General features: G+C 69.2%; 21 protein-coding genes. 5 read left to right on the top strand and 16 right to left on the bottom strand.

Annotation, left to right across the window (positions count from 1 at the left end):
* Window positions 1-2 precede the first annotated feature (2 nt).
* Both DFR41_RS22980 and DFR41_RS22975 read left to right on the top strand, forming a co-directional pair.
* Window positions 3-1,172, top strand: coding sequence for a M20 aminoacylase family protein (locus DFR41_RS22980; protein ID WP_017758108.1), 1,170 nt, complete (start codon window positions 3-5; stop codon window positions 1,170-1,172).
* 7 nt (window positions 1,173-1,179) lie between these two features.
* On the top strand, window positions 1,180-2,553 hold the full coding sequence (locus DFR41_RS22975; protein ID WP_114804425.1) for an L-serine ammonia-lyase: 1,374 nt from the start codon (window positions 1,180-1,182) through the stop codon (window positions 2,551-2,553).
* Window positions 2,554-2,574: 21 nt separating this feature from the next.
* On the opposite strand, the gene DFR41_RS22970 is transcribed toward DFR41_RS22975, so the two are convergent.
* The 4 genes from DFR41_RS22970 to DFR41_RS22955 form a co-directional block, all read right to left on the bottom strand.
* Window positions 2,575-3,825, bottom strand: a complete 1,251-nt coding sequence (locus tag DFR41_RS22970) for an MFS transporter (RefSeq protein ID WP_114804424.1) — start codon at window positions 3,823-3,825, stop codon at window positions 2,575-2,577.
* A 226-nt stretch (window positions 3,826-4,051) separates the two neighbouring features.
* On the bottom strand, window positions 4,052-4,726 hold the full coding sequence (locus DFR41_RS22965; protein ID WP_114804423.1) for a GNAT family N-acetyltransferase: 675 nt from the start codon (window positions 4,724-4,726) through the stop codon (window positions 4,052-4,054).
* A 2-nt stretch (window positions 4,727-4,728) separates the two neighbouring features.
* A complete protein-coding gene (locus tag DFR41_RS27900) occupies window positions 4,729-5,208 on the bottom strand; it encodes a MarR family winged helix-turn-helix transcriptional regulator (protein ID WP_114804422.1) in 480 nt (159 codons plus the stop codon).
* 125 nt (window positions 5,209-5,333) lie between these two features.
* A complete protein-coding gene (locus DFR41_RS22955) occupies window positions 5,334-7,127 on the bottom strand; it encodes a DEAD/DEAH box helicase (RefSeq protein WP_114804421.1) in 1,794 nt (597 codons plus the stop codon).
* 326 nt (window positions 7,128-7,453) lie between these two features.
* Between DFR41_RS22955 and ettA the strand changes: the two genes are divergently transcribed.
* Window positions 7,454-9,115 carry an energy-dependent translational throttle protein EttA gene (gene ettA, locus DFR41_RS22950; RefSeq protein ID WP_017758469.1) on the top strand — a complete coding sequence of 554 codons (1,662 nt, stop codon included), beginning with the start codon at window positions 7,454-7,456 and terminating at the stop codon, window positions 9,113-9,115.
* Between the two features lie 84 nt (window positions 9,116-9,199).
* Here ettA and DFR41_RS22945 read toward each other — a convergent pair whose 3' ends face one another.
* The 12 genes from DFR41_RS22945 to flgB form a co-directional block, all read right to left on the bottom strand.
* A complete protein-coding gene (locus DFR41_RS22945) occupies window positions 9,200-10,375 on the bottom strand; it encodes an HDOD domain-containing protein (RefSeq protein ID WP_114804420.1) in 1,176 nt (391 codons plus the stop codon).
* 101 nt (window positions 10,376-10,476) lie between these two features.
* The gene (gene flgL, locus DFR41_RS22940) at window positions 10,477-11,673 is read right to left on the bottom strand and encodes a flagellar hook-associated protein FlgL (protein ID WP_114804419.1); all 1,197 of its coding nucleotides are present in this window, start codon (window positions 11,671-11,673) and stop codon (window positions 10,477-10,479) included.
* Between the two features lie 17 nt (window positions 11,674-11,690).
* Complete coding sequence (gene flgK, locus DFR41_RS22935; protein WP_170159445.1) at window positions 11,691-13,574, bottom strand: flagellar hook-associated protein FlgK; 1,884 nt, start codon at window positions 13,572-13,574, stop codon at window positions 11,691-11,693.
* A complete protein-coding gene (locus tag DFR41_RS27515; RefSeq protein ID WP_147284417.1) occupies window positions 13,571-14,425 on the bottom strand; it encodes a glucosaminidase domain-containing protein in 855 nt (284 codons plus the stop codon). The genes flgK and DFR41_RS27515 overlap by 4 nt, the downstream gene beginning before the upstream one ends.
* Before the next feature lie 16 nt (window positions 14,426-14,441).
* Complete coding sequence (locus tag DFR41_RS22925) at window positions 14,442-15,557, bottom strand: flagellar basal body P-ring protein FlgI (RefSeq protein ID WP_211322648.1); 1,116 nt, start codon at window positions 15,555-15,557, stop codon at window positions 14,442-14,444.
* 57 nt (window positions 15,558-15,614) lie between these two features.
* A complete protein-coding gene (locus DFR41_RS22920; RefSeq protein ID WP_017757316.1) occupies window positions 15,615-16,301 on the bottom strand; it encodes a flagellar basal body L-ring protein FlgH in 687 nt (228 codons plus the stop codon).
* On the bottom strand, window positions 16,301-17,083 hold the full coding sequence (gene flgG / locus DFR41_RS22915) for a flagellar basal-body rod protein FlgG (protein ID WP_017757315.1): 783 nt from the start codon (window positions 17,081-17,083) through the stop codon (window positions 16,301-16,303). Before flgG ends, DFR41_RS22920 begins: the two co-directional genes overlap by 1 nt.
* Before the next feature lie 28 nt (window positions 17,084-17,111).
* Window positions 17,112-17,846 carry a flagellar basal-body rod protein FlgF gene (gene flgF / locus DFR41_RS22910; protein WP_114804416.1) on the bottom strand — a complete coding sequence of 245 codons (735 nt, stop codon included), beginning with the start codon at window positions 17,844-17,846 and terminating at the stop codon, window positions 17,112-17,114.
* Window positions 17,847-17,868: 22 nt separating this feature from the next.
* Window positions 17,869-19,068, bottom strand: coding sequence for a flagellar hook protein FlgE (gene flgE / locus DFR41_RS22905; RefSeq protein ID WP_114804415.1), 1,200 nt, complete (start codon window positions 19,066-19,068; stop codon window positions 17,869-17,871).
* 14 nt (window positions 19,069-19,082) lie between these two features.
* Window positions 19,083-19,748 carry a flagellar hook assembly protein FlgD gene (locus tag DFR41_RS22900; protein WP_114804414.1) on the bottom strand — a complete coding sequence of 222 codons (666 nt, stop codon included), beginning with the start codon at window positions 19,746-19,748 and terminating at the stop codon, window positions 19,083-19,085.
* Between the two features lie 43 nt (window positions 19,749-19,791).
* Entirely contained in the window at window positions 19,792-20,232 is a 441-nt protein-coding gene (gene flgC, locus DFR41_RS22895) for a flagellar basal body rod protein FlgC (protein WP_114804413.1), read from the bottom strand.
* Between the two features lie 160 nt (window positions 20,233-20,392).
* Window positions 20,393-20,830 (bottom strand): flagellar basal body rod protein FlgB, encoded by a 438-nt coding sequence (gene flgB / locus DFR41_RS22890; RefSeq protein WP_114804412.1) that lies wholly within the window; start codon window positions 20,828-20,830, stop codon window positions 20,393-20,395.
* A 297-nt stretch (window positions 20,831-21,127) separates the two neighbouring features.
* Here flgB and flgA point away from each other — a divergent pair, with 297 nt between their 5' ends.
* Both flgA and flgM read left to right on the top strand, forming a co-directional pair.
* The gene (flgA, locus tag DFR41_RS22885) at window positions 21,128-21,904 is read left to right on the top strand and encodes a flagellar basal body P-ring formation chaperone FlgA (RefSeq protein ID WP_114804411.1); all 777 of its coding nucleotides are present in this window, start codon (window positions 21,128-21,130) and stop codon (window positions 21,902-21,904) included.
* Between the two features lie 108 nt (window positions 21,905-22,012).
* The gene (gene flgM, locus DFR41_RS22880; RefSeq protein ID WP_017757966.1) at window positions 22,013-22,312 is read left to right on the top strand and encodes a flagellar biosynthesis anti-sigma factor FlgM; all 300 of its coding nucleotides are present in this window, start codon (window positions 22,013-22,015) and stop codon (window positions 22,310-22,312) included.
* Window positions 22,313-22,315 lie beyond the last annotated feature (3 nt).

Genomic DNA, 22,315 nt, shown 5'->3' with positions numbered 1-22,315 from the left:
CCATGTACCGAGACCCCGAGATCGCCGACGACATCCGCCAGAGCATGGTTGCCTGGCGCCGCGACATCCATGCCAATCCCGAGACCGCCTTCGAGGAGCACCGTACCGCCAACGTGGTGGCGCAGGCGCTGACGCTGATGGGCCTGCCGGTGCACCGGGGCCTGGCCGTGACCGGCGTGGTCGCCACGCTCAGAAATGGCGAGGGCCCCAGCATCGCGCTGCGTGCCGACCTGGACGCGCTCAACATGCAGGAGCTGGGCCGCCAGCCGCATGCCTCGCGCTGCAACGGCAAGATGCACGCCTGCGGCCACGATGGCCACACTGCCATGCTCCTCGGGGCGGCGGCCCATCTGGCGCGGCACAAGCCGTTCCGGGGCACGGTGCACTTCGTCTTTCAGCCAGGGGAGGAGAACGAGGGCGGCGGCCGCGTGATGGTGGAAGAAGGGTTGTTCGACCAGTTCCCGGCCGACGCGGTCTACGGCATGCACAACTTCCCGCAGCTGCCGCGTGGGCACTTCGCCATCCGTACCGGCACCATGACAGCCTTTCTCGACACCTTCGAGATCGTGGTCACCGGCAAGGGCAGCCACGGCGCCATGCCCGAAACCGGCATCGACTCGGTGGTCGTGGCTGCCCAGCTGATCAACGCCCTGCAGACCATCGTCAGCCGTCGCACCGCGGCGACGCAGTCGGCCGTGGTCAGCGTCACGCAGATCCACGGTGGCGACACCTGGAACGTGATTCCCGAAGAGGTCGTGCTGCGCGGTACCGTTCGCACGCTGGACGCGGCCGTGCAGGACCGCACAGAGGCCGCCATGCGCCAGATCTGCGAAGGCGTCGCCCGCACGCACGGCGCGACGGCGTCGCTGAAGTACATGCGCGGCTATCCGGGCGTGGTCAACACGCCGGCCGAGACGCAGGCGGCCATCGCCGCTGCGGCCAGCCTGGTCGGTGAGGGGCAGGTGCACACGGACATTGCGCCGGCAATGGGCTCGGAGGACTTCGCCTTCATGCTGCAGAAGCGACCCGGCGCCTACATCGGGATCGGCGCGGGCGAGGGCGCCGACGACCCGCCCGTGCACAACCCTTATTACGATTTCAACGACAAAGTCCTACCTTTGGGGGCCGCCTACTGGGTTGCCCTGGTGCAGCAGCAATTGCCCGCGGCATGATCGGCCGATGCTTTCCGTCTTCGACATCTTCAAGATCGGGATCGGTCCCTCCAGCTCGCACACCGTCGGGCCCATGCGTGCGGCGCTTCTGTTCGCGCGCGGGCTGCAGGCCGCCGGGCTGCTGAATACGCTGGCGCGGCTGCAGGTCGATCTCTATGGCTCGCTCGGTGCCACCGGCCGGGGGCACGACACCGACATCGGCGTCATGCTCGGCCTGATGGGTGAGGCGCCCGATACGGTGGAGCCCCAACAGGTCGCCCCGCGCCTGGCCGCAGTGCGGCGCGACGGCCTGCTGCCCGTGCTTGGGCTGCGGCCGATCCGCTTCGACGCCTTGCAGGACATCGTCTTCCTGGGCGAGCGGTCGCTGCCCGAGCATCCCAATGCCCTGCGTCTCGCGGCCTTCGACGCCCAGGGCGGGCTGTTGCGGGAGGCGCACTACTTTTCGGTCGGCGGCGGCTTCGTGGTCGAGGCTGGGGCCGATGGTCCGGCCGCGGACGTGCTGGCGCCCGTGCCGCATCCCTTCGCCAGCGCGGAGCAACTGCTGGGGCAGGCAAGGCCGCAGAGCATCGCCGCCCTGGTCATGGCCAACGAATGTGCCTGGCGGCCGGAGGCCGAGGTGCGCCAGGGGCTCCTGCACATCTGGCGCGTGATGCAGGACTGCGTGGCCCGGGGACTGGGCGTCGGTCACGAGGCGGCGGGCCAGCCGCTGCCTGGGCCGCTGCGGCTGCGCCGCCGGGCGCCGGCGCTCTACCGGCGTCTCATGCAGGAGCAGGGCGACCAGGATCCGCTGGCCGCCATCGACTGGGTCAATGCCTTCGCCATGGCCGTCAACGAAGAGAACGCCGCGGGTGGCCGCGTGGTGACGGCGCCCACCAACGGAGCGGCCGGCATCGTGCCCGCCGTCCTGCACTACTATTGGCGCTTCGTGCCGCGGGCGACGGAGCAGGGCGTCATCGACTTCCTGCTCACCGCCGCAGCCATCGGCATGCTCTACAAGACCAATGCCTCGATCTCCGGGGCCGAGGTCGGCTGCCAGGGCGAAGTGGGCGTCGCCTGCTCGATGGCCGCCGGCGCACTGGCCGCGGTCCAGGGCGGCACGCCTCAGCAGGTGGAGAACGCGGCCGAGATCGGCATGGAACACAACCTGGGCCTCACCTGCGACCCGGTGGGCGGCCGGGTGCAGATCCCCTGCGTGGAGCGCAACGCCATGGGGGCGGTCAAGGCCATCAACGCGGCGCGCATGGCCCTGTGTGGCGATGGGCAGCACTGCGTGTCGCTCGACACCGTCATCCGCACCATGAAGCAGACGGGCGAGGACATGAAGTCCACCTACAAGGAAACCTCGCTGGGCGGCCTGGCGGTGAACGTGGTCGAGTGCTGACCGCCATCCGCCGCGCAGTCGTCAGCGGTGGGCGAGGGCGGGATGCACGCCACCGCCGCTGGCCGGAGCGAGGGGCGCCTGCACGCCCATGTCCACGCCGCGGTGTTCGCGGCTGAACAGGATCAGGCCGGCGATGACCACCGCGACCGTGCCCGCCACCACCGCCATTGCAAACGCATAGTCGTTGCCGCGTGAGGTCGCGAGCGATGCCTGCATCGTCGCGTTGACAGAAGCCAGCAGGTTGCCCAGTTGGTAGACCAGGCCCGGGAAGGTGGCGCGCAGTGCGGGCGGCGAGATCTCGTTGAGGTGCACCGGGATCACGCCCCAGGCGCCCTGTACGCTCAGCTGCATCAGGAAGGCGCCCGCGGCCAGCGCGGCCGCCGAGTGCGAATAGGCCCACAGCGGCAGCACGGGGAGCGCGAAGAGGGCGGCGCCGAAGATGGTCCACCGGCGGCCGATGCGCTCCGACAGCGTGCCGCAGGCCAGTCCACCCACGATGGCGCCGATGTTCAGCACGATGGTCACGAGCGACACGGTGTGCGCGTCGAAGCCGTGCTGCACGCGCAGGAAGGTGGGGTACAGGTCCTGCGTGCCGTGCGAGAAGAAGTTGAAGGCGGTCATCAGCACCACGGCGTAGAGCGCGAGCTTCCACTGCTGGCGCAGGCCCGCCAACCGACTCGGCCGCGGCTGGCTGGCCATCTGCTTCCATGCGGGCGATTCGGGCACATGCGAACGCACGTAGATGACCAGCAGCGCGGGCAGGATGCCGACGAAGAACATGCCGCGCCAGCCGATGTGCGAATAGAACAGGCCGAACACCAGCGAGGCCAGCAGGAAGCCGGTGGGATAGCCCGCCTGCAGCAGCCCCGAGACGAAGCCGCGCGAGCGCGCCGGCACCGTCTCCATGGTCAGCGCCGAGCCCACGCCCCATTCGCCGCCCATGGCGATGCCGAACAGCGCGCGCAGCACGATCAGCGTCGCCAGGCTGGGCGAGAAGCCCGACAGCAGCTCCAGCACCGCATAGCAGAGGATGTTGGCCATCATGGTCGGCCGGCGACCGAAGCGATCGGCCAGGCGCCCGAAGATCAGCGCGCCCACCGGCCGCATGGCCAGCGTGAGCGTGATGGCGAGCGCCACGGAGGGCAGCGGCGCGTGGAACTCGGCGGCGATGTCCTTCAGGATGAAGACCATCAGGAAGAAGTCGAAGGCGTCCAGGGTCCAGCCGAGGTAGCTGGCGGTGGTCACGTGGATCTGCTCGCGGGTCCAGGTCATGGTGTGTTCTCCTTGGGTTGTGCAAGCGTTGCGCCTGGCACGGAGGAGGAACGACCGCCGGTGTCGGTGTGCAGCGTGAAGCCACTCTAGGCCGATGGCGCGGGCGAAGCCAGTCGGACGGGGCCTTCTGGTGGGCCTCTTAAGGCTGGCCTAAGGATGCGCCCCGGGTCGCCGGGGAATGCCTTTCTGTGCGGAGGTCGATCGTCTCGACCGCGCGTGCAAGGTCTCAGGACGGCTTTCGCCGAAGCACCGCGACATGGACCGGCGTGCGCGCGACGAAGCCGAGGTCCTCGTACAGCGAGATCGCGGCGGTGTTCGTCGTCCACGCATGCAGGAAGGGCAGGTCGCCGCGCTGCTGGATGTCGGCTGCCACGGCGGCCGACAGTCGGCGCGCCAGACCCTGTCCACGGAAGTCCGGATGCGTGCAGACGCCGCTGATCTCGACATGCCCGGGAAAGCGCATGCGCTCGCCTGCCATCGCGGCCAGACGGCCGCCGATGCGCACGCCAATGAAGCGCCCCAGCGTGTGCGTGCGGGCGAAGAAAGGGCCGGGCTCGGTGAGCCGGGCCAGGGCCAGCATCTCGTCAACATCCGCATCGCCCAGCACCACCACGTTGTCATCGGCGTGGAGGCGGCGTGTGGCCACCATCTGCACGCCTGCGGCTGCTTTCACGACTTCAAGGCCCGGAGGAACGGCGATGGCCGGCACCTGCAGCAGATACACGCTGTCGCTGGCGGCGCCGAGAAGGCCGGCGAGTGCGTCGAGGCTGGCCGCACTTTCATCCACCGTGGCGGCAAAGCCGTGGAGATCGGGCACGAAGCGCCGGGCGTGCTCACCCCCGAGTGCCCAATGCGGCTGATGCTGCAGGCTGGCCCAGACGGGCCGGTCGAGTGCGGACATGGTCAGGACTCCTGGATGCGCTGCAACAGAGGGGTGGTGGCCAGCGCGTCTTCGAGTGCGGCGAGCTGCGAGAGCAGATCGCCCCGGCTTCGGGCGCAGGCCTGCGCGACAGCGGACTCGATGGCCGGCCAGGCTTCGCGCCGGGCACGCTGCACCAGGCTTCTGCCCTTGCGGCTCAAGGTCACGCGGCGCACGCGGCGGTCTTCGTCGCCCGTCTCCGACTGCACGAGGCCTTCGTCCTCCAGCCCCTTGAGCGATCGGGTGACCACGGGCTGGCTCACGCCCACGGCCTGGCTCAACTCGCCGACGCTCAAGGCGCCCAACCGGTCCAGCGCCGCCAGCAGCGGGAAGTGCGCGGCCGGCTGTTCGAAACCGTAGCTGGCGAGAACGGCCTGCGTCTGCGCCTGCAGCAACTCGCCGGTTCGCTTCAGGCGGGTGCCGAGCGTCAGGTGGCCCAGCTCCTTGACGACGTCCTCGATCATGCGGTCTCCATCATGGCTATTTCCATATCATGCTATGCAAACGGCTTGGCCGCGTCAATCGAGCAGCCAAAGAAAAAGCGGCCCGATGGGCCGCTTCGTTCTTCGCCTGTGCAGGCAGGACTCGATCAGTAGCGCTTGCCGCCGCCGGAGTAGCCGCCACCGCCACCGCCGGAGTAGCCACCGCCACCGCCGCCACGGCGGCGATTGCCACCACCGCCACCGCCGTTGCCACCACCACCGCCGCCGCCGCCATTGCGACGGCCACGGCCGAAGGTCGCCTCGACGCTGGTGCGCAGCGGATCGGGCTGGCCCGACGGCCCGCCGTAGGACTCGGCGCGGCGATGCGCGACCACGTCGGCATGCGAGGGGCTCGTCGTGTTGCCGTAGTGCTTGGGCTGGCGCTCCGGACGGTCCTCGTACAGGGCATGCGCCGGGGCATTGCCGCCGCCGTGGCCGCCCGCGCCGCCATGGTGGCGCTTGGGACCGTTGTTCTGCCGCGGCGGGCGCTGGCCGCCATTGCCGCCACCCGAGGGCTGGCCGCCAGCGCGCTGCTGCTGGGGTTGCTGGCCACGGCTGCCCTGGCCCTGACCCTGGCCGCCGGCCTTCTTCTGGCCGCCACGCTCACCCTGGCCCGCCTTGTTCTCGCGGATGCGGGTCATCATTTCCTGGCGCGCGGCACGGGCTGCGGCGGCCATCACCTCGCGGCTCGGCGGCTTGCCGGCGCCGCCCCACAGGGTCTGGCGTCCCATGGCGATGGGCTCGGCAATCTCGCCTTCGTCGGGGCCGAAGCCTTCCAGCGTCTCGACGGGGATCTGCTGCTTGGTGAAGCGCTCGATCTCCTGCATGAAGCCTTCCTCGTCCAGGCAGACCAGGCTCACGGCCTGGCCTTCCTTGCCCGCGCGGCCCGTGCGGCCGATGCGGTGGACATAGTCCTCGGGCACGTTGGGGATCTCGTAGTTCACCACATGCGGCAGGTCGTCGATGTCGATGCCGCGGGCCGCGATGTCGGTGGCGACCAGGGCGCGGATCTCGCCGCTCTTGAAGCCGGCCAGCGCCTGCGTGCGGGCGCTCTGGCTCTTGTTGCCATGCAGCGCCATGGCGGTGATGCCGTTCTTCTCTAGGAATTCGGCCACATGGTTGGCGCCGAACTTGGTGCGCGTGAACACCAGCACCTGGCTCCAGTCGTGCTGCTGGATGATGTGGGCCAGCAGCTGCTTCTTCTTGCCGCGGCCCACGGGATGGACCACCTGCGTGATGCGCTGCACCGTGGTGTTGCGCGGCGTGACCTGGATGCTCTGCGGGTTGCGCAGCAGGCTGTTGGCCAGCTCGCGGATGTCGTCGCTGAAGGTGGCCGAGAACAGCAGGCTCTGCTTGTCCTTGGGCACCAGGGCCAGCACCTTCTTCACGTCGTGGATGAAGCCCATGTCGAGCATGCGGTCGGCTTCGTCCAGCACCAGGATCTCGACCGTGGACAGGTCCAGATGGCCCTGCTGCTGCAGGTCGAGCAGGCGGCCGGGCGTGGCCACCAGGATGTCCACGCCGCGCTTGATGCGCTCGATCTGCGGGTTCATGCCCACGCCGCCGAAGATGACGGTGGAGGTCAGCGGCAGGTACTTGCCGTAGGTGCGCACGGATTCCTCGACCTGGGCGGCGAGTTCGCGCGTGGGGGTCAGCACCAGGGCGGCGATGCCGTCCTTGCCGAACTTGTTGGTCTTGCCCTCGCCCTTGGACAAGCGGTGCAGCATGGGCAGGGTGAAGGCGGCGGTCTTGCCGGTGCCGGTCTGCGCACCGGCGAGAAGGTCATGGCCTTCGAGGACGGCCGGGATGGCCTGGGCCTGGATGGGGGTGGGAGATTCGTAGCCTTGCTCGCGCACGGCCTTGAGGATGGCCGGAGCCAGCTTCAGTTCGTCGAAGTTCATTCGGTAGTTACTTGCGGGCGCCATGCACGGCGCGGTGTTCTTCTTGCGTCCACCCGCCGCGATGGCGCTGCTTGGGCGCGAACCGGGCCAGTCGAGGTGGAAAGGGAGGTAAGGCGGGAGCCTGGAAGGATGCGAATCCGTCGTCCCCGGCGAAGAGCCGTGTTGCGGGTGACTGTGCCCGGCAACGCCCCGATTGTGGCACGAGTTCCGGGCCAGCGTGCCCGTCGGCCGCGTCGAGGAGGGATAATCGATGGTTTTCGCGCTCGCCCGGCACCGGGCCCCTCCCTCATCCGAGCGCGTTCCCCACCCCGCACCGACAAGAAGCCATGGCCCAGTACGTCTACACCATGAATCATGTCTCCAAGACCGTGCCGCCCAAGCGGCAGATCTTGAAGGACATCTCCCTCTCGTTCTTTCCCGGCGCCAAGATCGGCGTGCTCGGCCTCAACGGCTCGGGCAAGTCCTCGCTGCTGAAGATCATGGCCGGCGTGGACAAGGAGATCGAGGGCGAAGCCCTGCCGATGCCCGGCCTGTCCATCGGCTACCTGGAGCAGGAACCCAAGCTCAACCCTGAGCACACCGTGCGCGAGGCCATCGAAGAGGCGATGAGCGAGGTCAACAACGCCAAGAAGCGCCTCGAAGAGATCTACGCCGCCTATGCCGAGCCCGATGCCGACTTCGACGCCCTGGCCGCCGAGCAGGGCGAGCTGGAGGCGGTGATCGCCGCCGCCGGCACCGACAGCGAGCACCAGATCGAGATTGCCGCCGACGCCCTGCGCCTGCCGCCCTGGGATGCCAAGGTGGGCATGCTCTCCGGCGGCGAGAAGCGCCGCGTGGCGCTGTGCCAGCTGCTGCTGTCCAAGCCCGACATGCTGCTGCTCGACGAACCCACCAACCACCTGGACGCCGAATCCGTCGAGTGGCTGGAGATCTTCCTGCAGCGCTTCACCGGCACCGTGGTGGCCATCACCCACGATCGCTACTTCCTCGACAACGCCGCCGAGTGGATTCTCGAGCTGGACCGCGGTCGCGGCATTCCCTACAAGGGCAACTATTCCGAATGGCTGCTGCAGAAGCAGAACCGCCTGGAGGCCGAGCAGAAGGGCGAGGAGGCCCGCGCCAAGGCCCTGAAGAAGGAACTGGAGTGGGTGCGCCAGAACGCCAAGGGCCGCCAAGCCAAGAGCAAGGCCCGTATCCAGCGCTTCGAGGAACTGAGCGACTACGAATACCAGCGCCGCAACGAGACACAGGAAATCTTCATCCCTGTGGCCGACCGCCTGGGCAGCCAGGTCATCGAGTTCAAGGGCGTGAGCAAGAGCTTCGGCGACCGCGTGCTGATCGACAACCTGTCCTTCAACATCCCGGCCGGTGCCATCGTCGGCATCATCGGCCCGAACGGTGCGGGTAAATCGACGCTGTTCAAGCTGATCGCCGGCCGCGAGCAGCCCGACAGCGGTGAGGTCGTGATCGGCCAGACCGTCAAGATGGCCTATGTGGACCAGTCGCGCGACGCGCTGGCCAACGAGAAGACCGTGTGGGAAGACATCTCGGGCGGCCTGGACATCATCAACGTCGGCAAGTTCCAGATGGCCAGCCGGGCTTATGCCGGCCGCTTCAACTTCAACGGACAGGACCAGCAGAAGAAGGTCGGCAATCTGTCCGGCGGTGAGCGCGGCCGTCTGCACCTGGCCAAGACGCTGATCCAGGGCGGCAACGTGCTGCTGCTGGACGAACCGTCGAACGACCTGGACGTGGAAACCCTGCGCGCCCTGGAAGACGCGCTGCTGGAGTACGCCGGCACCGTGCTGGTCATCTCCCACGACCGCTGGTTCCTGGACCGCATCGCCACCCACATCCTGGCCGCTGAAGGCGACTCGCAGTGGGTGTTCTTCGACGGCAACTACCAGGAATACGAGGCCGACAAGAAGAAGCGCCTGGGTGAGGAAGGCGCGGCGCCCAAGCGGGTGCGCTTCAAGGCGCTCAAGTAAACCGGCGCGCTGCTCGCCGGGCCCTGCGGCCTGGCGAGCCCGCCTGCGCAATGCAGGTCCGGGGGGCTACGCCAGCGCCCGCGCTCAGACTGTCGCCACCGCCAGCGTGCGCAGCAGCGAGCGGTTGATTTCTTCGGCACTCATGTCGAAGCGTGCGCGGGTCGCACGTACCACCCCCGGATTGTCCTGGCCCAACGCCTGGGCCACCTGCAGCACGCTGGCGTAGGGTCCGGTGCCGCGCAGCACCGCCTCCACCACCCGCTCAGGCAGGGCCACCCGGCCGACGGCCGTGCGCATGGGCTCGTCCATCACCAGGTCGAGCTGGGCGAAGAGCCCACACAGGTAGACCTCCCGCCGCAGTTCCTCTTCCACCCCCGCCTCCATCAGCTGTGAGGTCAGGTGCGCCCGCAGCACCATGCTGGCGTTGGCAGGCTGCAGGTTGCGGTCGTCGCTGGTGTGGGGCAACTGCTCGGCCAGCCAGGCGTCGAGCGTGCGGTAGCCCAGCATCATCACGCCGTGGCGCAGCGAGGTGATGCGGCGCCGCAGGCCCAGGCTGGCGGAGTTGAGATGCAGCAGCAGGCGATAGGCCAGCGCCGGCTCCTGGCCGAACTGGAGTTCCAGCTGGTCGAGCGACTGCTCGGATTCGAGCGCCTGCATGGTGCGGACCACCGCGCGGCGCGTGGGCGGCAGCGGCTGGCCCTTGTTGCGATGGAGCACGTCCTCGATGGGCCAGCCGGCTACGGCCCAGGCAGCACGCTGGTCCAGGGCATGCTCGACCAGTGCCATGCTGGCGGCACCCACCACGATCTGCTCGGGCTCGATGGGGCTGGCGGCCAGCTGCGCCTGCGCGGCCGCGCGCTGTGCGGGGTGGCGCGGATCGGCATCGCGTGCGCGCAGCACGGCCTGCAGGGCCGCCGCCGCATGGTCGACCTCCAGCTCCATCACGCGCGGCGAACTGCGGCCCGGAAAGTCCGTGCGCCGCGGTCCGGGGCCCGCCGAGGCGATCAATGCGGCGCCGCGGCGTCGGGCCTCGGTGGCCGCCTGCGCCATGGCCTCGTCGGCCAGCCAGTCGACCGGCACCTCGACCATCGGCGAATCGCCGTCGGCCTGCTCCAGCACGCCATGCAACAGCCGGGGCGAGCGCGGTGCCACCAGCAGCCGGGGCGACTCGGCCATCCACATCTCGGTCAAGCTGCGCAGCAGATGGCCGCCGTCTGCCTGCTCCCCATCCTCATAGGCCAGCAGTCGTACCCCCGCCATGTCGCGCTTGCGATTCCAAAGAAGCTGGTAGCAAAGGGTCAGACTGCCGAGAACGGATTGGGCCACGATGAAGAGGTGGAGATGGGACCTGACGACAGGCCTCAGCTGATGTAGTTGAACAGGGAGAGCTTCTGGATCTGGGCATAGGTGCCCAGGGCGGCAGAGTACATCGTCTGCTGGCTGCTGATATCCGAGAGAACCTTGACAGGGTCGGAGTCCTCGGCGTCGGCGCGCACCTTCTCGAGCTGGTCGCTGCGGGTGGTCAGGCGGTCGCCGATGGTGTCGGCACGGTTGAGCAACTCGCCGGCCTGGCTGCGTGCCGCGGAGAGCTTGGCCAGGCCCGAATCCACCTGCGCCAGCCCACGCGACACCGCCTGCGTGACCTGGCCGCTGGCCGCGCTGCGCACGCCGGCGATGGCCTGGTCCATGACCGCAAAGACGCTCTGGCTGCCCGAGGGCTTGACCTCCAGCGTGTCGCCATTGGCAGGCGTGCCGCTGGCCGTGAAGGACATGCCGCCGAAGCTGATCGCCTGGCCGCTCTTGTACGCAGCTCCGGAGACCACCGCCTGCTGGCTGTTGGTGTCGACCACGTCGTAGGTGGCCGTTCCGTCGGTGGCCACGGAGAACTTCACCTGGTAGCCATGGTCGGTGAGTGCGCCCGGGTCCAGCACCTGGCCGGTGTCGGTGTGCACCTGGGTCGTGCCGGCGGCCTGGTTCACCTCGAACACGCCGTTGCCGGTCGGCACGTCCATCCAGGTCGCGAAGCCGTCGAGCACGCCGGGCACGCTACTGTCCGAGGCGGCAGCCTGGCCCGACACGCCCTGGTAGCTCACCGTGCCGCCCGCATCGGTGAAAGGGCGGGCGGTGCTGCCCAGGCCGCCGAAGAGCGGCAGGCCGTCGGCGTTGGTGGTGTTGGCATATGAAAGCAACTGGTCGCGCAGCGCAGTCATCTGCTGGGCGATGGACTGGCGATCGGTCGCCGACAGCGCACCGCCGCCGGCCTGCACCAGCAGCGAGCGGAAGGACTGCAGGGCGGTCACCGAATCGCCCAGCGTCGACTCCACGCTGGTCATCGAGGCCGTCTGGGCCTGCAGGGCGCGCTGCTGGGTCTCCACGCGCGCGACGCGGGTGGTGGCGCGCTCGGCCTGCGCGGCGGCCAGAGGATCGTCGCTGAGCCGGTTGATCTTCTTGCCGGTGTTGACTTGCTCCTGCAGGTCGGCGATCTGCGCCTGACGCTCGGCCAGGCGCTGGATGGCCGTCTCGCGCAGGTTGGGGGTGGAGATGCGTTGGATGGTCATGCGGTGGCCCCTTGCCCTCAGCGCACGCTGGACAGCAGCGAGTCGAAGATGTTCTGCGCGATCTGGATCACCCGGGCCGAGGCCTGGTAGGCCTGCTGGTAGGCCAGCAGCTTGGTGGCTTCTTCGTCCAGGTTCACGCCGGTGCTGTTGGCCCGGGCCGTCTCGGTGCTGGTGGCGATGGCCGAGGAGACCTGCGCCGCGTACTTGGCGCCCTGGGCCCGTACGCCCACGCGCGCGATCAGTCCGGCGTAGCCGTCCGACAGCGGGGAGCCGTCGATCACCTTCTGGTCGGCCAGCGCCTGCAGGGCCTTGGCGTTGCCGCTGTTCTGCGCCGTCATCGACGCGGTGGCCGCCTGCACGGTCACGGTGTCGCCCGCCTTTGGCACGCCGGTGAGCGTCAGCGACCAGCCGTTGACCGAGATCGCCTCGCCCGCGGTGTAGGGCTGGTTGCTCAGGTTGCCCGTGCCGTTGCCGCTGATGTTGTAGGTGCCATCGGCATTGAAGGTCAGGGTCGCCGTGGCGCTGAGGTTGGCGTTCTGCGCGCTGGCATACACGCCCGACACGGCCAGGCTGCCCGTGTTGGCGGTGCCGGTGCTGGCCTGCACCGGGCTGCCGGCCGCCACCGCGCTGGCCGAGCCCAGCGCCACCGCCACCTTGCCCGCGGCCTGCGCGAAGGGTTCGATGCGGTAGACGTCGCCCGGCGCGCCGGCACCCGACTGCAGGTTGAGCGACAGCCCATCGATCTGCGCGGGCAAGCTGGCGAAACTGCTCACCGTGTTGTCCGACAGGCGCCGCACCTGGTAACTGCCGTCGGGCTGCACGCTCAGCGCATAGGACGAGGGCACGAGCGCCGACACGTCGCTCACCGTGGCCGCGAACACCGCGTTGCCGGTGTTGGTGGCGGCCGGCGTCGAGGCGGGCAGGCCGATGTCGCCGAAGAGCTTGTTGCCGGTCTCGCCGTTCAGGCCCACGCCCAGCGAATGCTGGGCATTGACCGTGGTGGTCATGGTCAGGGCCAGCCGGCCCAGCAGGTTGCGGGTGTCCGGAAGGTCTTCGTTCAGGAAGCGCAGTTGGCCCGCTGCGGCGCCGCCGCCGAGCGCGTCGGCATCCAGGTGCGCCACCACGCTGCCGCGCGCGATGTCGAGCGTGGTGCTGCCGTCGGCCGCCGTGCCCACCGACACCTGCCCAGCGCTGCTGCCCAGCACCAGCGCCTGGTTGCCGACGAAGATCGACAGCGTGCCGTCGTCGGCCTGCACGGTGCTGGTCTGCACCTGGGCGTTGAGCTGCGTGATGAGGGTGTCGCGCTGGTCGAGCAGGTCGTTGGGCTCCTGCCCGGTACCGCGGGCGCGCTGGATCTGGCCGTTGATCTTGGCGATGGAGGCAGCCAGACGGTTGACGGTGTCGGCCGCGGTGCCCAGCTGTTCCAGCGTGGACTTGCCCATCTCGTCGAGCTGGCTCTGCGCGCTGGAGAAGCGCGAGGCCAGGGCGCCCGCCTGGGTCAGCACCACTGTGCGCGCCGACAGGTCGGTGGGCGCGCTCGCCACGTTGGTGAAGGCATTGAGCAGCGAGTTCATCGCCGCGCCCAGGCCGGCGCTGCCGGTCTGGAACACCGACTCGAGCGAGGCCAGCTGGTCCGAGCGGGCCGAATCCGCCGCCGACACGGCGGCCGTCTGGTTGGCCTGCTGCGTGAGGTAGCTGCTGTAGGCACGCTCCACCGTGACGACGCGCACGCCGTTGCCCAGGTAGCCGCTGCCCGTGGGTGTGGTGATGGCCTGCTGCTGCACCACCGACTGGCGTGAGTAGCCCACGCTGCCCGCGTTGGCCACGTTGTTGCCGGTGGTGGTCAGCGCCGCCTGGTTGGCCTGCAGGGCCGACAGGCCGATGTTGAGAAGGGAGCTCATGTGGTCTGCAGCCGCTGCTGAAGGGCCTGCGTGGCCTGGATCGCACGGCCCAGCTTGCGGGCGTAGGCCGGGTCGGTGGCATAGCCGGCCTTCTGCAGCTGCGCCGCGTAAGCCTGGGCGGAATGCGTGCTGGCGCGGGCCTGGGCATAGCGCGGGCTCTCGCCGATCAGGCGCGCGTAGTCGCGGAAGGATTCCTCGGGCGAGTCGTAGGCCCGGAACTTCGCCTTCACCTTGCGCGGCTCGCCGTGGATGTACTCGGTGGTGGTGACGGTGGCGACCTTGCCGGTCCATCCTGCCGTGGCCTTGATGCCGAACAGGTTGTTGGCGCTGCTGCCGTCGGCATTGCGGATCTCGCTGCGGCCCCAGCCGGTCTCGTGCCCGGCCTGGCCGATCATGAAGGCGGCGGGAATGCCCGTGTCCTGCGCCACCCGTTCGGCCGCATCCTGGTGGCGGGCGACGAAGTTGCCCTGGCTGGCGGTCGTGCCGATGGGCGCCTTGCCGATGCCGCCCATCGCTGCCAACGAGAGCGTCGACGGCGTCTGCCTGCCCTGGATCTGCTGCGTCAGCTGCCGCGTGATGGCGTCCGACAGCCCGCCGGGCAGGCCCGACAGCTGCACCGACAGCTGCTGGTCCAGCAGGTCGGTGCCCAGCTTCTCGCCATCGCTGTCGAGCAGGCCCGATTTGGTCGTCGCCTCGCGCATGCTCTTGATCAGCTCGCGCATGAAGAGCGACTCGAACTGCTTGGCGGCTTCGCGCACCGCCTTCGGGTCGTTGCCCGTGGCGTACTTCAACGCGTCCAGCGAACGCGCGTCGGCGGCCAGGCTGTTGGAGGTGGAGGTGCCGATGCTCATGGCGATGCGGGCCGCGTCAGATTACTTCCAGCTCGGCATTGAGCGCACCCGAGGCCTTGATGGCCTGGAGGATCGCCAGCAGGTCCTGTGGCGTCGCACCCAGGGCATTGAGGGCGCGCACCACGTCGGCCAGCTGCGGCGAGGCCGGCACCTGGTAGAGGATGCCCGGCTCCTGCTTGATCTGGATGGCGGCCTGCTGGGCCACCACCGTCTGTCCACCCGACAGGGGCGCCGGCTGGCTCACCACCGGCTGAGAACTGATCGTCACCGACAGATTGCCGTGGGCGATGGCGCAGGGGTTCAGCGTCACGGCCTGGTTGAGCACGATGGAGCCCGTACGCGCGTTGATCACCACCTTGGCGGCGGGCGCGGCCTGCTCCAGCGTCAGTTCCTCGAGCTGGGCGATGAAGCTCACGCGCGCGTCCGAGTCGCCGGGTGCGCGCACCTGCACCGTGCGGCCATCCATCGCGCGGGCCATGCCGGCGCCCATGCGGCGGTTGATGGCCTCGGCCACGCGGCTCGCGGTCTGGAAGTCGGCCGCGTTCAGGCCCAGGTTGATGGTGTCGCCATCGAGCAGCGGCGTGGGCACGGCGCGCTCCACCTGCGCGCCCTCGGGCACGCGGCCGGCGCTCAGGTGGTTGATCTGCACCTTGCTGCCGGCGGCCGCGGCACCCGCGCCGCCCACCACCACGTTGCCCTGGGCGATGGCGTAGATCTCGCCGTCGGCGCCGCGCAGCGGGGTCGCCACCAGCATGCCGCCCTTGAGCGAGCGGGCATTGCCCATCGACGCGACCGTGACGTCCACGGCCTGGCCCGGCTGTGCGAAGGCAGGCAGCTGCGCCGTGACGATCACGGCCGCCACGTTCTTGAGCTGCAGCTGGCTGGCCCGGTTGTCGGGCAGCGTGATGCCCAGCTGCTGCAGGTAGTTGGCCACGCTCTGCGTGGTGAAAGGCATCTGCGTCGTCTGGTCGCCGGTGCCGTCCAGGCCCACCACCAGGCCATAGCCCGTCAACTGGTTGCTGCGCACGCCCTGCACGGCGGCCACTTCCTTGATGCGCACCGCCTGTGCCGGCGCCAGCAGGGCCAGGCCCAACGCGGCACCCGCCAGAAGGCGGTGGATGGTCTTCGTCATGGTGTTCATTTCCCCTCGATCCTGTCGTGCGTCATCGGTCGTGCGTTCGGCCTGCCGCTAGAAGGGCATCACGTTCATGAAGAAGCGGCTGAGCCAGGGCATGACCTGGGCCTCGCCCTGCGCGCCGCGGCCGCGCGACTCGATGCGCACATTGGCCACCTGCGTGGAATTGACCACGCTGCCCGGGCCGATGGCGCGCGGATCCACCGTGCCCGAAAAGCGCAGCACATCCACGTTCTGATTCACGCCGATCTGCTTCTCGCCCACCACCACCAGGTGGCCGTTGGGCAGCACGTCCACCACCGTCGAGGTGATGGTCCCGTAGAAGGTGTTGGCCGCCTCGGTGCCGCCCTTGCCGGCGAAGTCGGTGGCCGAATTGCCGGCCGCGCTCGCACGGGTGAAGGAGTTGGCGCTGATGAAGGGCAGGGCGGTGACGCCCGCACTCAGGCTGTCCTTCTTGGCCACCGTCGAGGTCGACTTCTGGCTGGCCGTCAGCGTCTCCACGATGTTGATGGTGACCGTGTCGCCGGCCATGCGTGCGCGCCGGTCCTCGAACAGCGGCCGGTAGCTCGCGTTGTGGTACAGGCTGCCGGTGGCCGCGCGCGGCGTCTGCAGCTGCGTGGGATAAGTGATCTGCGGGCGCGTGTCGGGGATGTCCACCTGCGGCGTGTTGGCCAGGGTCGAGCAGCCCGCCAGTGTGGCGACGGCCAGCGCTGCGGCGATCAGGGCAAGCAGGCGGTGCATCAGAGCTGTCCTAATTTCTGCAGCATCTGGTCGCTGGTCTGGATCGCCTTCGAATTCATTTCGTAGGCCCGCTGCGTCTGGATCATCGACACCAGCTCGGTGACCACGTTGACGTTCGAGGTCTCCAGCATGCCCTGCACCACCGTGCCCAGGCCATTGGTGCCCGCCGTGCCGCCGTTGGGCTGGCCCGAGGCCGCCGTCTCGGCAAAGAGGTTGTCGCCACGCGGCTCCAGGCCGGCCGGGTTGATGAAGTTGACCAGCGCGATGGTGCCGATGTTCTGTGGCGTCGCGTTGTTGGGCAGCGTCGCCGTGACGGTGCCGTCCGTGGCCACGCTCACGCTGGTGGCGGTGGTGGGCACGGTGATGCCGTTGGCGATCGGCAGGCCCGAGGAGGTCACGATGCGGCCCTGCGCATCGACCTGGAAGGAGCCGTCGCGCGTGTAGCCGGTGCTGCCGTCGGGCAGGGTCACCTGGAAGAAGCCGTTGCCCTTGATCGCCATGTCCAACTGGTTGGTGGTCGACTGCAGGCTGCCCTGGGTGAACGAGCGGCTGGTGGCGATGGTGCGCACGCCCAGGCCCAGCTGCAGGCCGGTGGGCAGCTGCGTCTGCTCGTTGGCGTTGGCGCCCACCTGGCGCAGGTTCTGGTACATCAGGTCCTGGAACACCGCGTTGGCGCGTTTGTAGCCGGTGGTCGAGACGTTGGCCAGGTTGTGGGAGATGACGTCCAGCTGGGTCTGCTGGGCCTCCATGCCGGTCTTCGAGATCCAGAGCGAATTGATCATGGCAGTGTGCCTGCGGTAAGAGGTGGAATCAGCCCTGCACGCTCAGCAGCTGGGCGGCGGACTTGTCGGCGGTTTCGGTGGTCTGCAGCAGGCGCATCTGCTGCTCGAACTGGCGGGCGGCGGCGATCATGCCGACCATGGTCTCGACCGGGTTCACGTTCGAGCCCTCGAGCGCGCCGGTCTCCAGGCGCGCATTGGCGTCGGCGGGCAGCACCTCGCCTTCGCCCGGGCGGAACAGGCCGTCGGTGCCACGGGTGAGCGGCGTTTCCGATGTGGCCAGCTTGATGCGGCCCAGCACCGCGGCCGGCTGGCCCGTCTGCTGGACGCTGATCGTGCCGTCGGCGCCCACGGTGAGGCTGGCGCCGGCCGGCACGTCGATGGGCGAGCCCCCGTCGGAGAGCACCAGCAGCCCGCTGCTCGTGGTCAGCGCGCCTTCGGGCGAGATCTGGAAGGCGCCGCTGCGGGTGTAGGCCTCGGTGCCATCCAGGCCCTGAACGGCGAACCAGGCGTTGCCCTGCGCGGTCATGTCCAGGTCGCGGCCGGTGCGCTGCAGCGCGCCGGGGCGGCTGTCGTAGCCGGTGGTGGTCTCCATGGCGAACACGCGCGTGGTGGCGCCGTCGCCGCGCAGCGGCACCGCGCGGAAGTTGGTCAGCTCGGCGCGAAAGCCCGGCGTCGAGGCATTGGCCAGGTTGTTCGCGAGCACGGACTGGCGCTGCGCCGCGGCGCTGGCGCCGGTCATCGCGGTGTAGATCAGGCGGTCCATGCGTGCTCAGCCTGTCCGTCGATCAGCGGAGATTGACCAGCGTCTGCAGGACCTGGTCCTGCGTCTTGATCGTCTGGGCATTGGCCTGGTAGGCGCGCTGCGTGGTCATCATGTCGACCAGCGCGGCGGTCAGGTCCACGTTCGAGTCTTCCAGCGCCTTGCTCTGGATCGAGCCGAACACGCCTTCGCCCGGCGCGCCCAGCAGCGGCTGGCCCGAGGCGGTGGTCTCGAACCAGTAGCCGGAATCGGTGATGCCCAGGCCCTGCGGATTGCGGAAGTCCGCCAGTGCGACCTGGCCGGCCGCCTGCGTCTGGTTGTTGGAATAGGTCGCCATCAGCGTGCCGGTGTCGTCGATGGTCAGGCTGGTGAGCTGGCCGGCGGTGTAGCCGTCCTGCGTCAGGTCGTTGACCGTGAAGGTGGAGCTGACCTGCTTGAGCTTGCTCAGGTCCAGCGAGGCGGTGAAGGTCTGCGTGGGATCGTTGGGCGACGACAGCGTGAGCGTCTGCGTGCCGCCGCTGACCAGGTTGCCCGAGCCGTCGAAGCCGATCTGGAAGGGTGTGGAGGCCGATGGCGTGCTGCCGTTGACGCTGGTGTAGACGTTCCAGGTGTTGTTCGCCGTCTTCTGGAAATACATGCCCACCTCCACCTTGAGGCCCTGGGCGTCGTAGGCGGTCATCGAGGTGCTGTACTTGGACAGGTCGGCGGTGCTGGTGGACACGGCGGCCGACGCGTCCAGCGTGATGTCGGCGCTGATGGCCGAGGTGCGCTTGGCCGGCACGGTGCCGGTGGGCACGACCAGCGTCTGGAGGGTGGAGCTGGTGCGGTTGCCCTTGGCGTCCGTCGGATAGCCCATCAGCTTGGCGCCGGTGGCCGTCACGATGGTGCCGGTGGCGTCCTTCTTGAAGTTGCCCGCGCGGGTGTAGGCGGCGCTGCCGTCCGGCATCGTCACCTGGAAGAAGCCGTTGCCGTTGATGGCCAGGTCGAGCGCGTTGTTGGTGGCGTTGATGTTGCCCTGCGTGAACTGCTGGGACACGTTGCCCACCATCACGCCCATGCCGCCGGTCACGCTGTTGGTGCCGGCCGCGGCGGCCGCATACACCTCGGCGAATTCGACCCGGGACGACTTCATGCCCGTGGTGCCGGCATTGGCGATGTTGTGCCCGATCACGTCGAGGCTGCGGCTGGCGGCGTTGAGTCCGGCGATGGCCTGCTGAAAGCTCATGGAAGGCTCCTGGGTCAGAGAATCGAGTAGATGGCGGAATACGGCTTGCTGCCGTTGCGGCTGAGGTTGAGCGTCAGCCCGTCGCTGGTGGTGCTCACCGAGGTCACGCTGTCGTACATCAGCGTGGTGCTGCCCACGGCATCGCCCTTGTTGGTGGCGGTGACGTTGAAAGTCAGCTCCTGGTCGCTGGGGTAGCCGGAGGCGTCGAGCGTGATGTCGTGCTCGCCGGCCGGCAGCGCACCCAGCGACTTGGTGTCGATCACCTGGCCCGCGGCGTTGGTGACCTTGACCGTCACCTCGGTGGCGGCCGCGTCCAGCACGACGGCGCCCATGGCGGTCTTGCCGTCGCTGCTGTAGGCCAGCGTCTTGCCTTCGGTGAGCACGTTCTTGCCCACCACGGCCGCGGCCTGCAGGGTCTGGGTGGTCGAGGCCTGGGTGGCCAGGCCGCTGACGGTGCTGTTGAGCTTCTCGATGCCGGTGACGGTGTTGATCTGCGCGATCTGCGAGGTCAGCTGTGCGTTGTCCATCGGGTTCATCGGGTCCTGGTTGCTCAGCTGGGCGACCAGCAGCTTCAGGAAGCGGTCCTGCAGGTCCGAGGCCGAGGTGGAGGCGAGCGACGACGCGCCGCCGGTACTGCCGGTGGTGCTGTTGCTGGCGGTGGTGCCGGTGACGGTGCTCATGCGGGTGTTCCTTCGGCGATGGCGATGGGACGACAGGGATGGATCACTGGCCCAGCTGCAGCGTCTTGAGCAGCAGGTTCTTGGCCGTGTTCATCACTTCGACGTTGTTCTGGTACGAGCGCGAGGCCGAGATCATGTTGACCATCTCCTCCACCGCGTTCACGTTGGAATAGGTGACATAGCCGTCGGCGTCGGCCAGCGGGTTGCCGGGCTCGTGCACGCGACGGCCCGGGTCCTGCCGCTCGGTGACGGCGTCGACGCGCACGCCGGCCGAATAGCGCTTGCCCGCGGTCGTGGGGTCGCCCTCGGCGCCTGCATCGCCCAGGTCGACGGTCTGGAAGACCACCTGGCGCGCCTTGTAGGCCTTGCCGTCCGGGCCGGCCGTCGCGTCCGCGTTGGCCAGGTTGCTGGCCACGACGTTCAGGCGCTGCGACTGCGCGCTCACCGCGCTGCCGGAGATGCCGAAGATGGAGAACATGGACATGGCGGTCGCGCCCTATCTTTCGTGGTCTGTCGGGTGGATCGAGCGGCCGCGGAGCAGGCCACGCCAGAGCGCCCGCGGAACCGGCTTTGCCGGGCCGCTGGGAGCGCCCCCTTGAGGGGGTTGGCGGAGCGCGAAGCGCGCAGACTGGGGGTGTTCCATATCACTGGCCCTGGATGGCTGCCAGCAGCGTCTTGCCCTGGCCGTTCATGAAGCGCAGCGTCGCCTCGTAACGCACGGCGTTGTCGGCGAAGGCGGCGCGCTCGCGGTCCAGGTCCACGCTGTTGCCATCCATGGCCGGCTGCACCTGGGCGGTGTAGGCCAGGCTGCCGCCTGCATCGCTGGTGCGCGGCCCCAGCCGAAAGTGCCGGCCGTCGCTTCGGCCATCGTCGGCCGCGGCCGCCTGCGCCGGGCTGCCGTCCGTGCCGCGTCGGTCGCCTGCGGTGGCCTCGGACAGCGCGGCGGCAAAGTCCAACTCGCGCGCGGCGTAGCCGGGCGTGTCGGCATTGGCGATGTTCCCGGCGATCACGCGCTGGCGCTCGGCGCGCAGCATCAGTGCCTGGCCCTGGAAGTCCATCGACTGTGTCAGCTTGTCCAGCATGCGTGATCCTTGGTGTGGCGAAGGGGGAGTGCGGTGTGCCGCCCTGGAAGGGGACGGACGCCACCGTGCGGAAATTGTGGGCGGGAGGCCCTCGCGCGAATGGCGGGAACAAAGGCGGCTTTTCAGGGCTGTTTCCGGCTTTGGCATGCCGGCCCCTGTCTACAGTGCATCGCATCCCGCCAAAGGCCGGCCTGCGTGCCGCGACCATGGCGCCACGCCGCCGGAGCCGACGCGCCGCGTCGGCGCCTCACCTTTGTTGCCCTCTGGCGCCCGCCGACCTCTTGCCGCCGTCATGCCATGCCCCGCTCGCACCGCTGCTTCCTGAAGAACCTGGCCACCGCCGTCGTGCTGGCCCTGGCTGTCACGGCCCCGGCGCTGGCGCAGACGCCTGGCGCCACCGGCACGCTGCCGGGCATCGGCGGCGAGATGGGCGCCGATTTCGTGGCCGCCGCCCAGCACTGGGTGGACGATGCCGTGGCCCAGGGCCGCGGCGCCGCCGGCACCGACATGGCGCCGCTGCGCATGGAGGTGAGCATCGGCACGCTGGACAGCCGGCTGCGCCTGGCGCCCTGCGCCAGCGTGGAGCCCTACCTGCCACCCGGCCAGCGCCTGTGGGGTCGCAGCCGGCTCGGCCTGCGCTGTGTGGACGGCGCCGTGCGCTGGAACGTCTTCCTGCCCGTGACGGTCAAGGCCATCGGCCCCGCCTGGGTGCTGCGCGACGGCGTGGCGCCGGGGGCGGTGCTGCAAGCGGGCGACGCCGTGCAGGCCGAGGCCGACTGGGCCGCGGATGCCTCGCCGGTGGTGGCGGATCCGGCCCAGTGGGTGGGCCGCGTCGCCACCCGGGCACTGGCGGCCGGCCAGCCGATCCGCCAAGCCATGGTGCGCACCCAGCAGGTGCTGCAGGCGGGCGCGTCGGTCCGGATCCTGGCGGGCGGTCGCGGTTTCGAGGTCAGCACAGAGGGCCAGGCCCTGAGTGCGGGCGGAGTGGGCGAAGCGGTGCGCGTGCGCATGCCCAACGGACGCATCGCCACCGGTCAGGTGGTCGACGCCGGGACGGTGCGCATGGCGCTGTAGACCGCCCGCAGCCGGCTGACGAAGAAAGTCGAAAAAAGTCCTCAAGTTCCCCGGGAGGCCGCCGAAAAACAGTGACGCCGCCCTTCCAAGGGCGCATGGAGTCCAGTCATGAAAGTCGGTGCAAGCAATGAAGTCGGCCTGATCGCCACCGGTGCGGTGCGGTCGGACCGTGCCGCCACCACCGCGGCGGAGTCGGGTGCCACCCGCGCGGAAGCCGGGGTGTCGGTCGACGTGTCGTCCACGGTGCAGTCGCTCGGCCGTACGGGTTCGGGTTCGGGCATCGACGAGGCCAAGGTCGCCTCGATGCGCGAAGCCATCGCCAACGGCACCTTCACCGTCGATGCCGGCGCCGTGGCCGACAAGATGCTCGCCAACGCTCAGGAAATGCTGAGCCGCACAAGAGGTTGAACG

This window comes from Pseudacidovorax intermedius (assembly GCF_003350475.1).
GTDB lineage: Bacteria > Pseudomonadota > Gammaproteobacteria > Burkholderiales > Burkholderiaceae_C > Xenophilus > Xenophilus intermedius.
Note: the sequence above shows the minus strand (reverse complement) of the source record. Positions and strands in the feature narration are given on the sequence as shown.

Coding starts and splice junctions, on each gene's coding strand:
- DFR41_RS22980 (WP_017758108.1), top strand. CDS start 3: ATGTACCGAGACCCCGAGATCGCCGACGACATCCGCCAGAGCATGGTT.
- DFR41_RS22975 (WP_114804425.1), top strand. CDS start 1,180: ATGCTTTCCGTCTTCGACATCTTCAAGATCGGGATCGGTCCCTCCAGC.
- DFR41_RS22970 (WP_114804424.1), bottom strand. CDS start 3,825: ATGACCTGGACCCGCGAGCAGATCCACGTGACCACCGCCAGCTACCTC.
- DFR41_RS22965 (WP_114804423.1), bottom strand. CDS start 4,726: ATGTCCGCACTCGACCGGCCCGTCTGGGCCAGCCTGCAGCATCAGCCG.
- DFR41_RS27900 (WP_114804422.1), bottom strand. CDS start 5,208: ATGATCGAGGACGTCGTCAAGGAGCTGGGCCACCTGACGCTCGGCACC.
- DFR41_RS22955 (WP_114804421.1), bottom strand. CDS start 7,127: ATGAACTTCGACGAACTGAAGCTGGCTCCGGCCATCCTCAAGGCCGTG.
- ettA (WP_017758469.1), top strand. CDS start 7,454: ATGGCCCAGTACGTCTACACCATGAATCATGTCTCCAAGACCGTGCCG.
- DFR41_RS22945 (WP_114804420.1), bottom strand. CDS start 10,375: ATGGCGGGGGTACGACTGCTGGCCTATGAGGATGGGGAGCAGGCAGAC.
- flgL (WP_114804419.1), bottom strand. CDS start 11,673: ATGACCATCCAACGCATCTCCACCCCCAACCTGCGCGAGACGGCCATC.
- flgK (WP_170159445.1), bottom strand. CDS start 13,574: ATGAGCTCCCTTCTCAACATCGGCCTGTCGGCCCTGCAGGCCAACCAG.
- DFR41_RS27515 (WP_147284417.1), bottom strand. CDS start 14,425: ATGAGCATCGGCACCTCCACCTCCAACAGCCTGGCCGCCGACGCGCGT.
- DFR41_RS22925 (WP_211322648.1), bottom strand. CDS start 15,557: ATGACGAAGACCATCCACCGCCTTCTGGCGGGTGCCGCGTTGGGCCTG.
- DFR41_RS22920 (WP_017757316.1), bottom strand. CDS start 16,301: ATGCACCGCCTGCTTGCCCTGATCGCCGCAGCGCTGGCCGTCGCCACA.
- flgG (WP_017757315.1), bottom strand. CDS start 17,083: ATGATCAATTCGCTCTGGATCTCGAAGACCGGCATGGAGGCCCAGCAG.
- flgF (WP_114804416.1), bottom strand. CDS start 17,846: ATGGACCGCCTGATCTACACCGCGATGACCGGCGCCAGCGCCGCGGCG.
- flgE (WP_114804415.1), bottom strand. CDS start 19,068: ATGAGCTTTCAGCAGGCCATCGCCGGACTCAACGCCGCCAGCCGCAGC.
- DFR41_RS22900 (WP_114804414.1), bottom strand. CDS start 19,748: ATGAGCACCGTCACCGGCACCACCGCCAGCAACAGCACCACCGGCAGT.
- flgC (WP_114804413.1), bottom strand. CDS start 20,232: ATGTCCATGTTCTCCATCTTCGGCATCTCCGGCAGCGCGGTGAGCGCG.
- flgB (WP_114804412.1), bottom strand. CDS start 20,830: ATGCTGGACAAGCTGACACAGTCGATGGACTTCCAGGGCCAGGCACTG.
- flgA (WP_114804411.1), top strand. CDS start 21,128: ATGCCCCGCTCGCACCGCTGCTTCCTGAAGAACCTGGCCACCGCCGTC.
- flgM (WP_017757966.1), top strand. CDS start 22,013: ATGAAAGTCGGTGCAAGCAATGAAGTCGGCCTGATCGCCACCGGTGCG.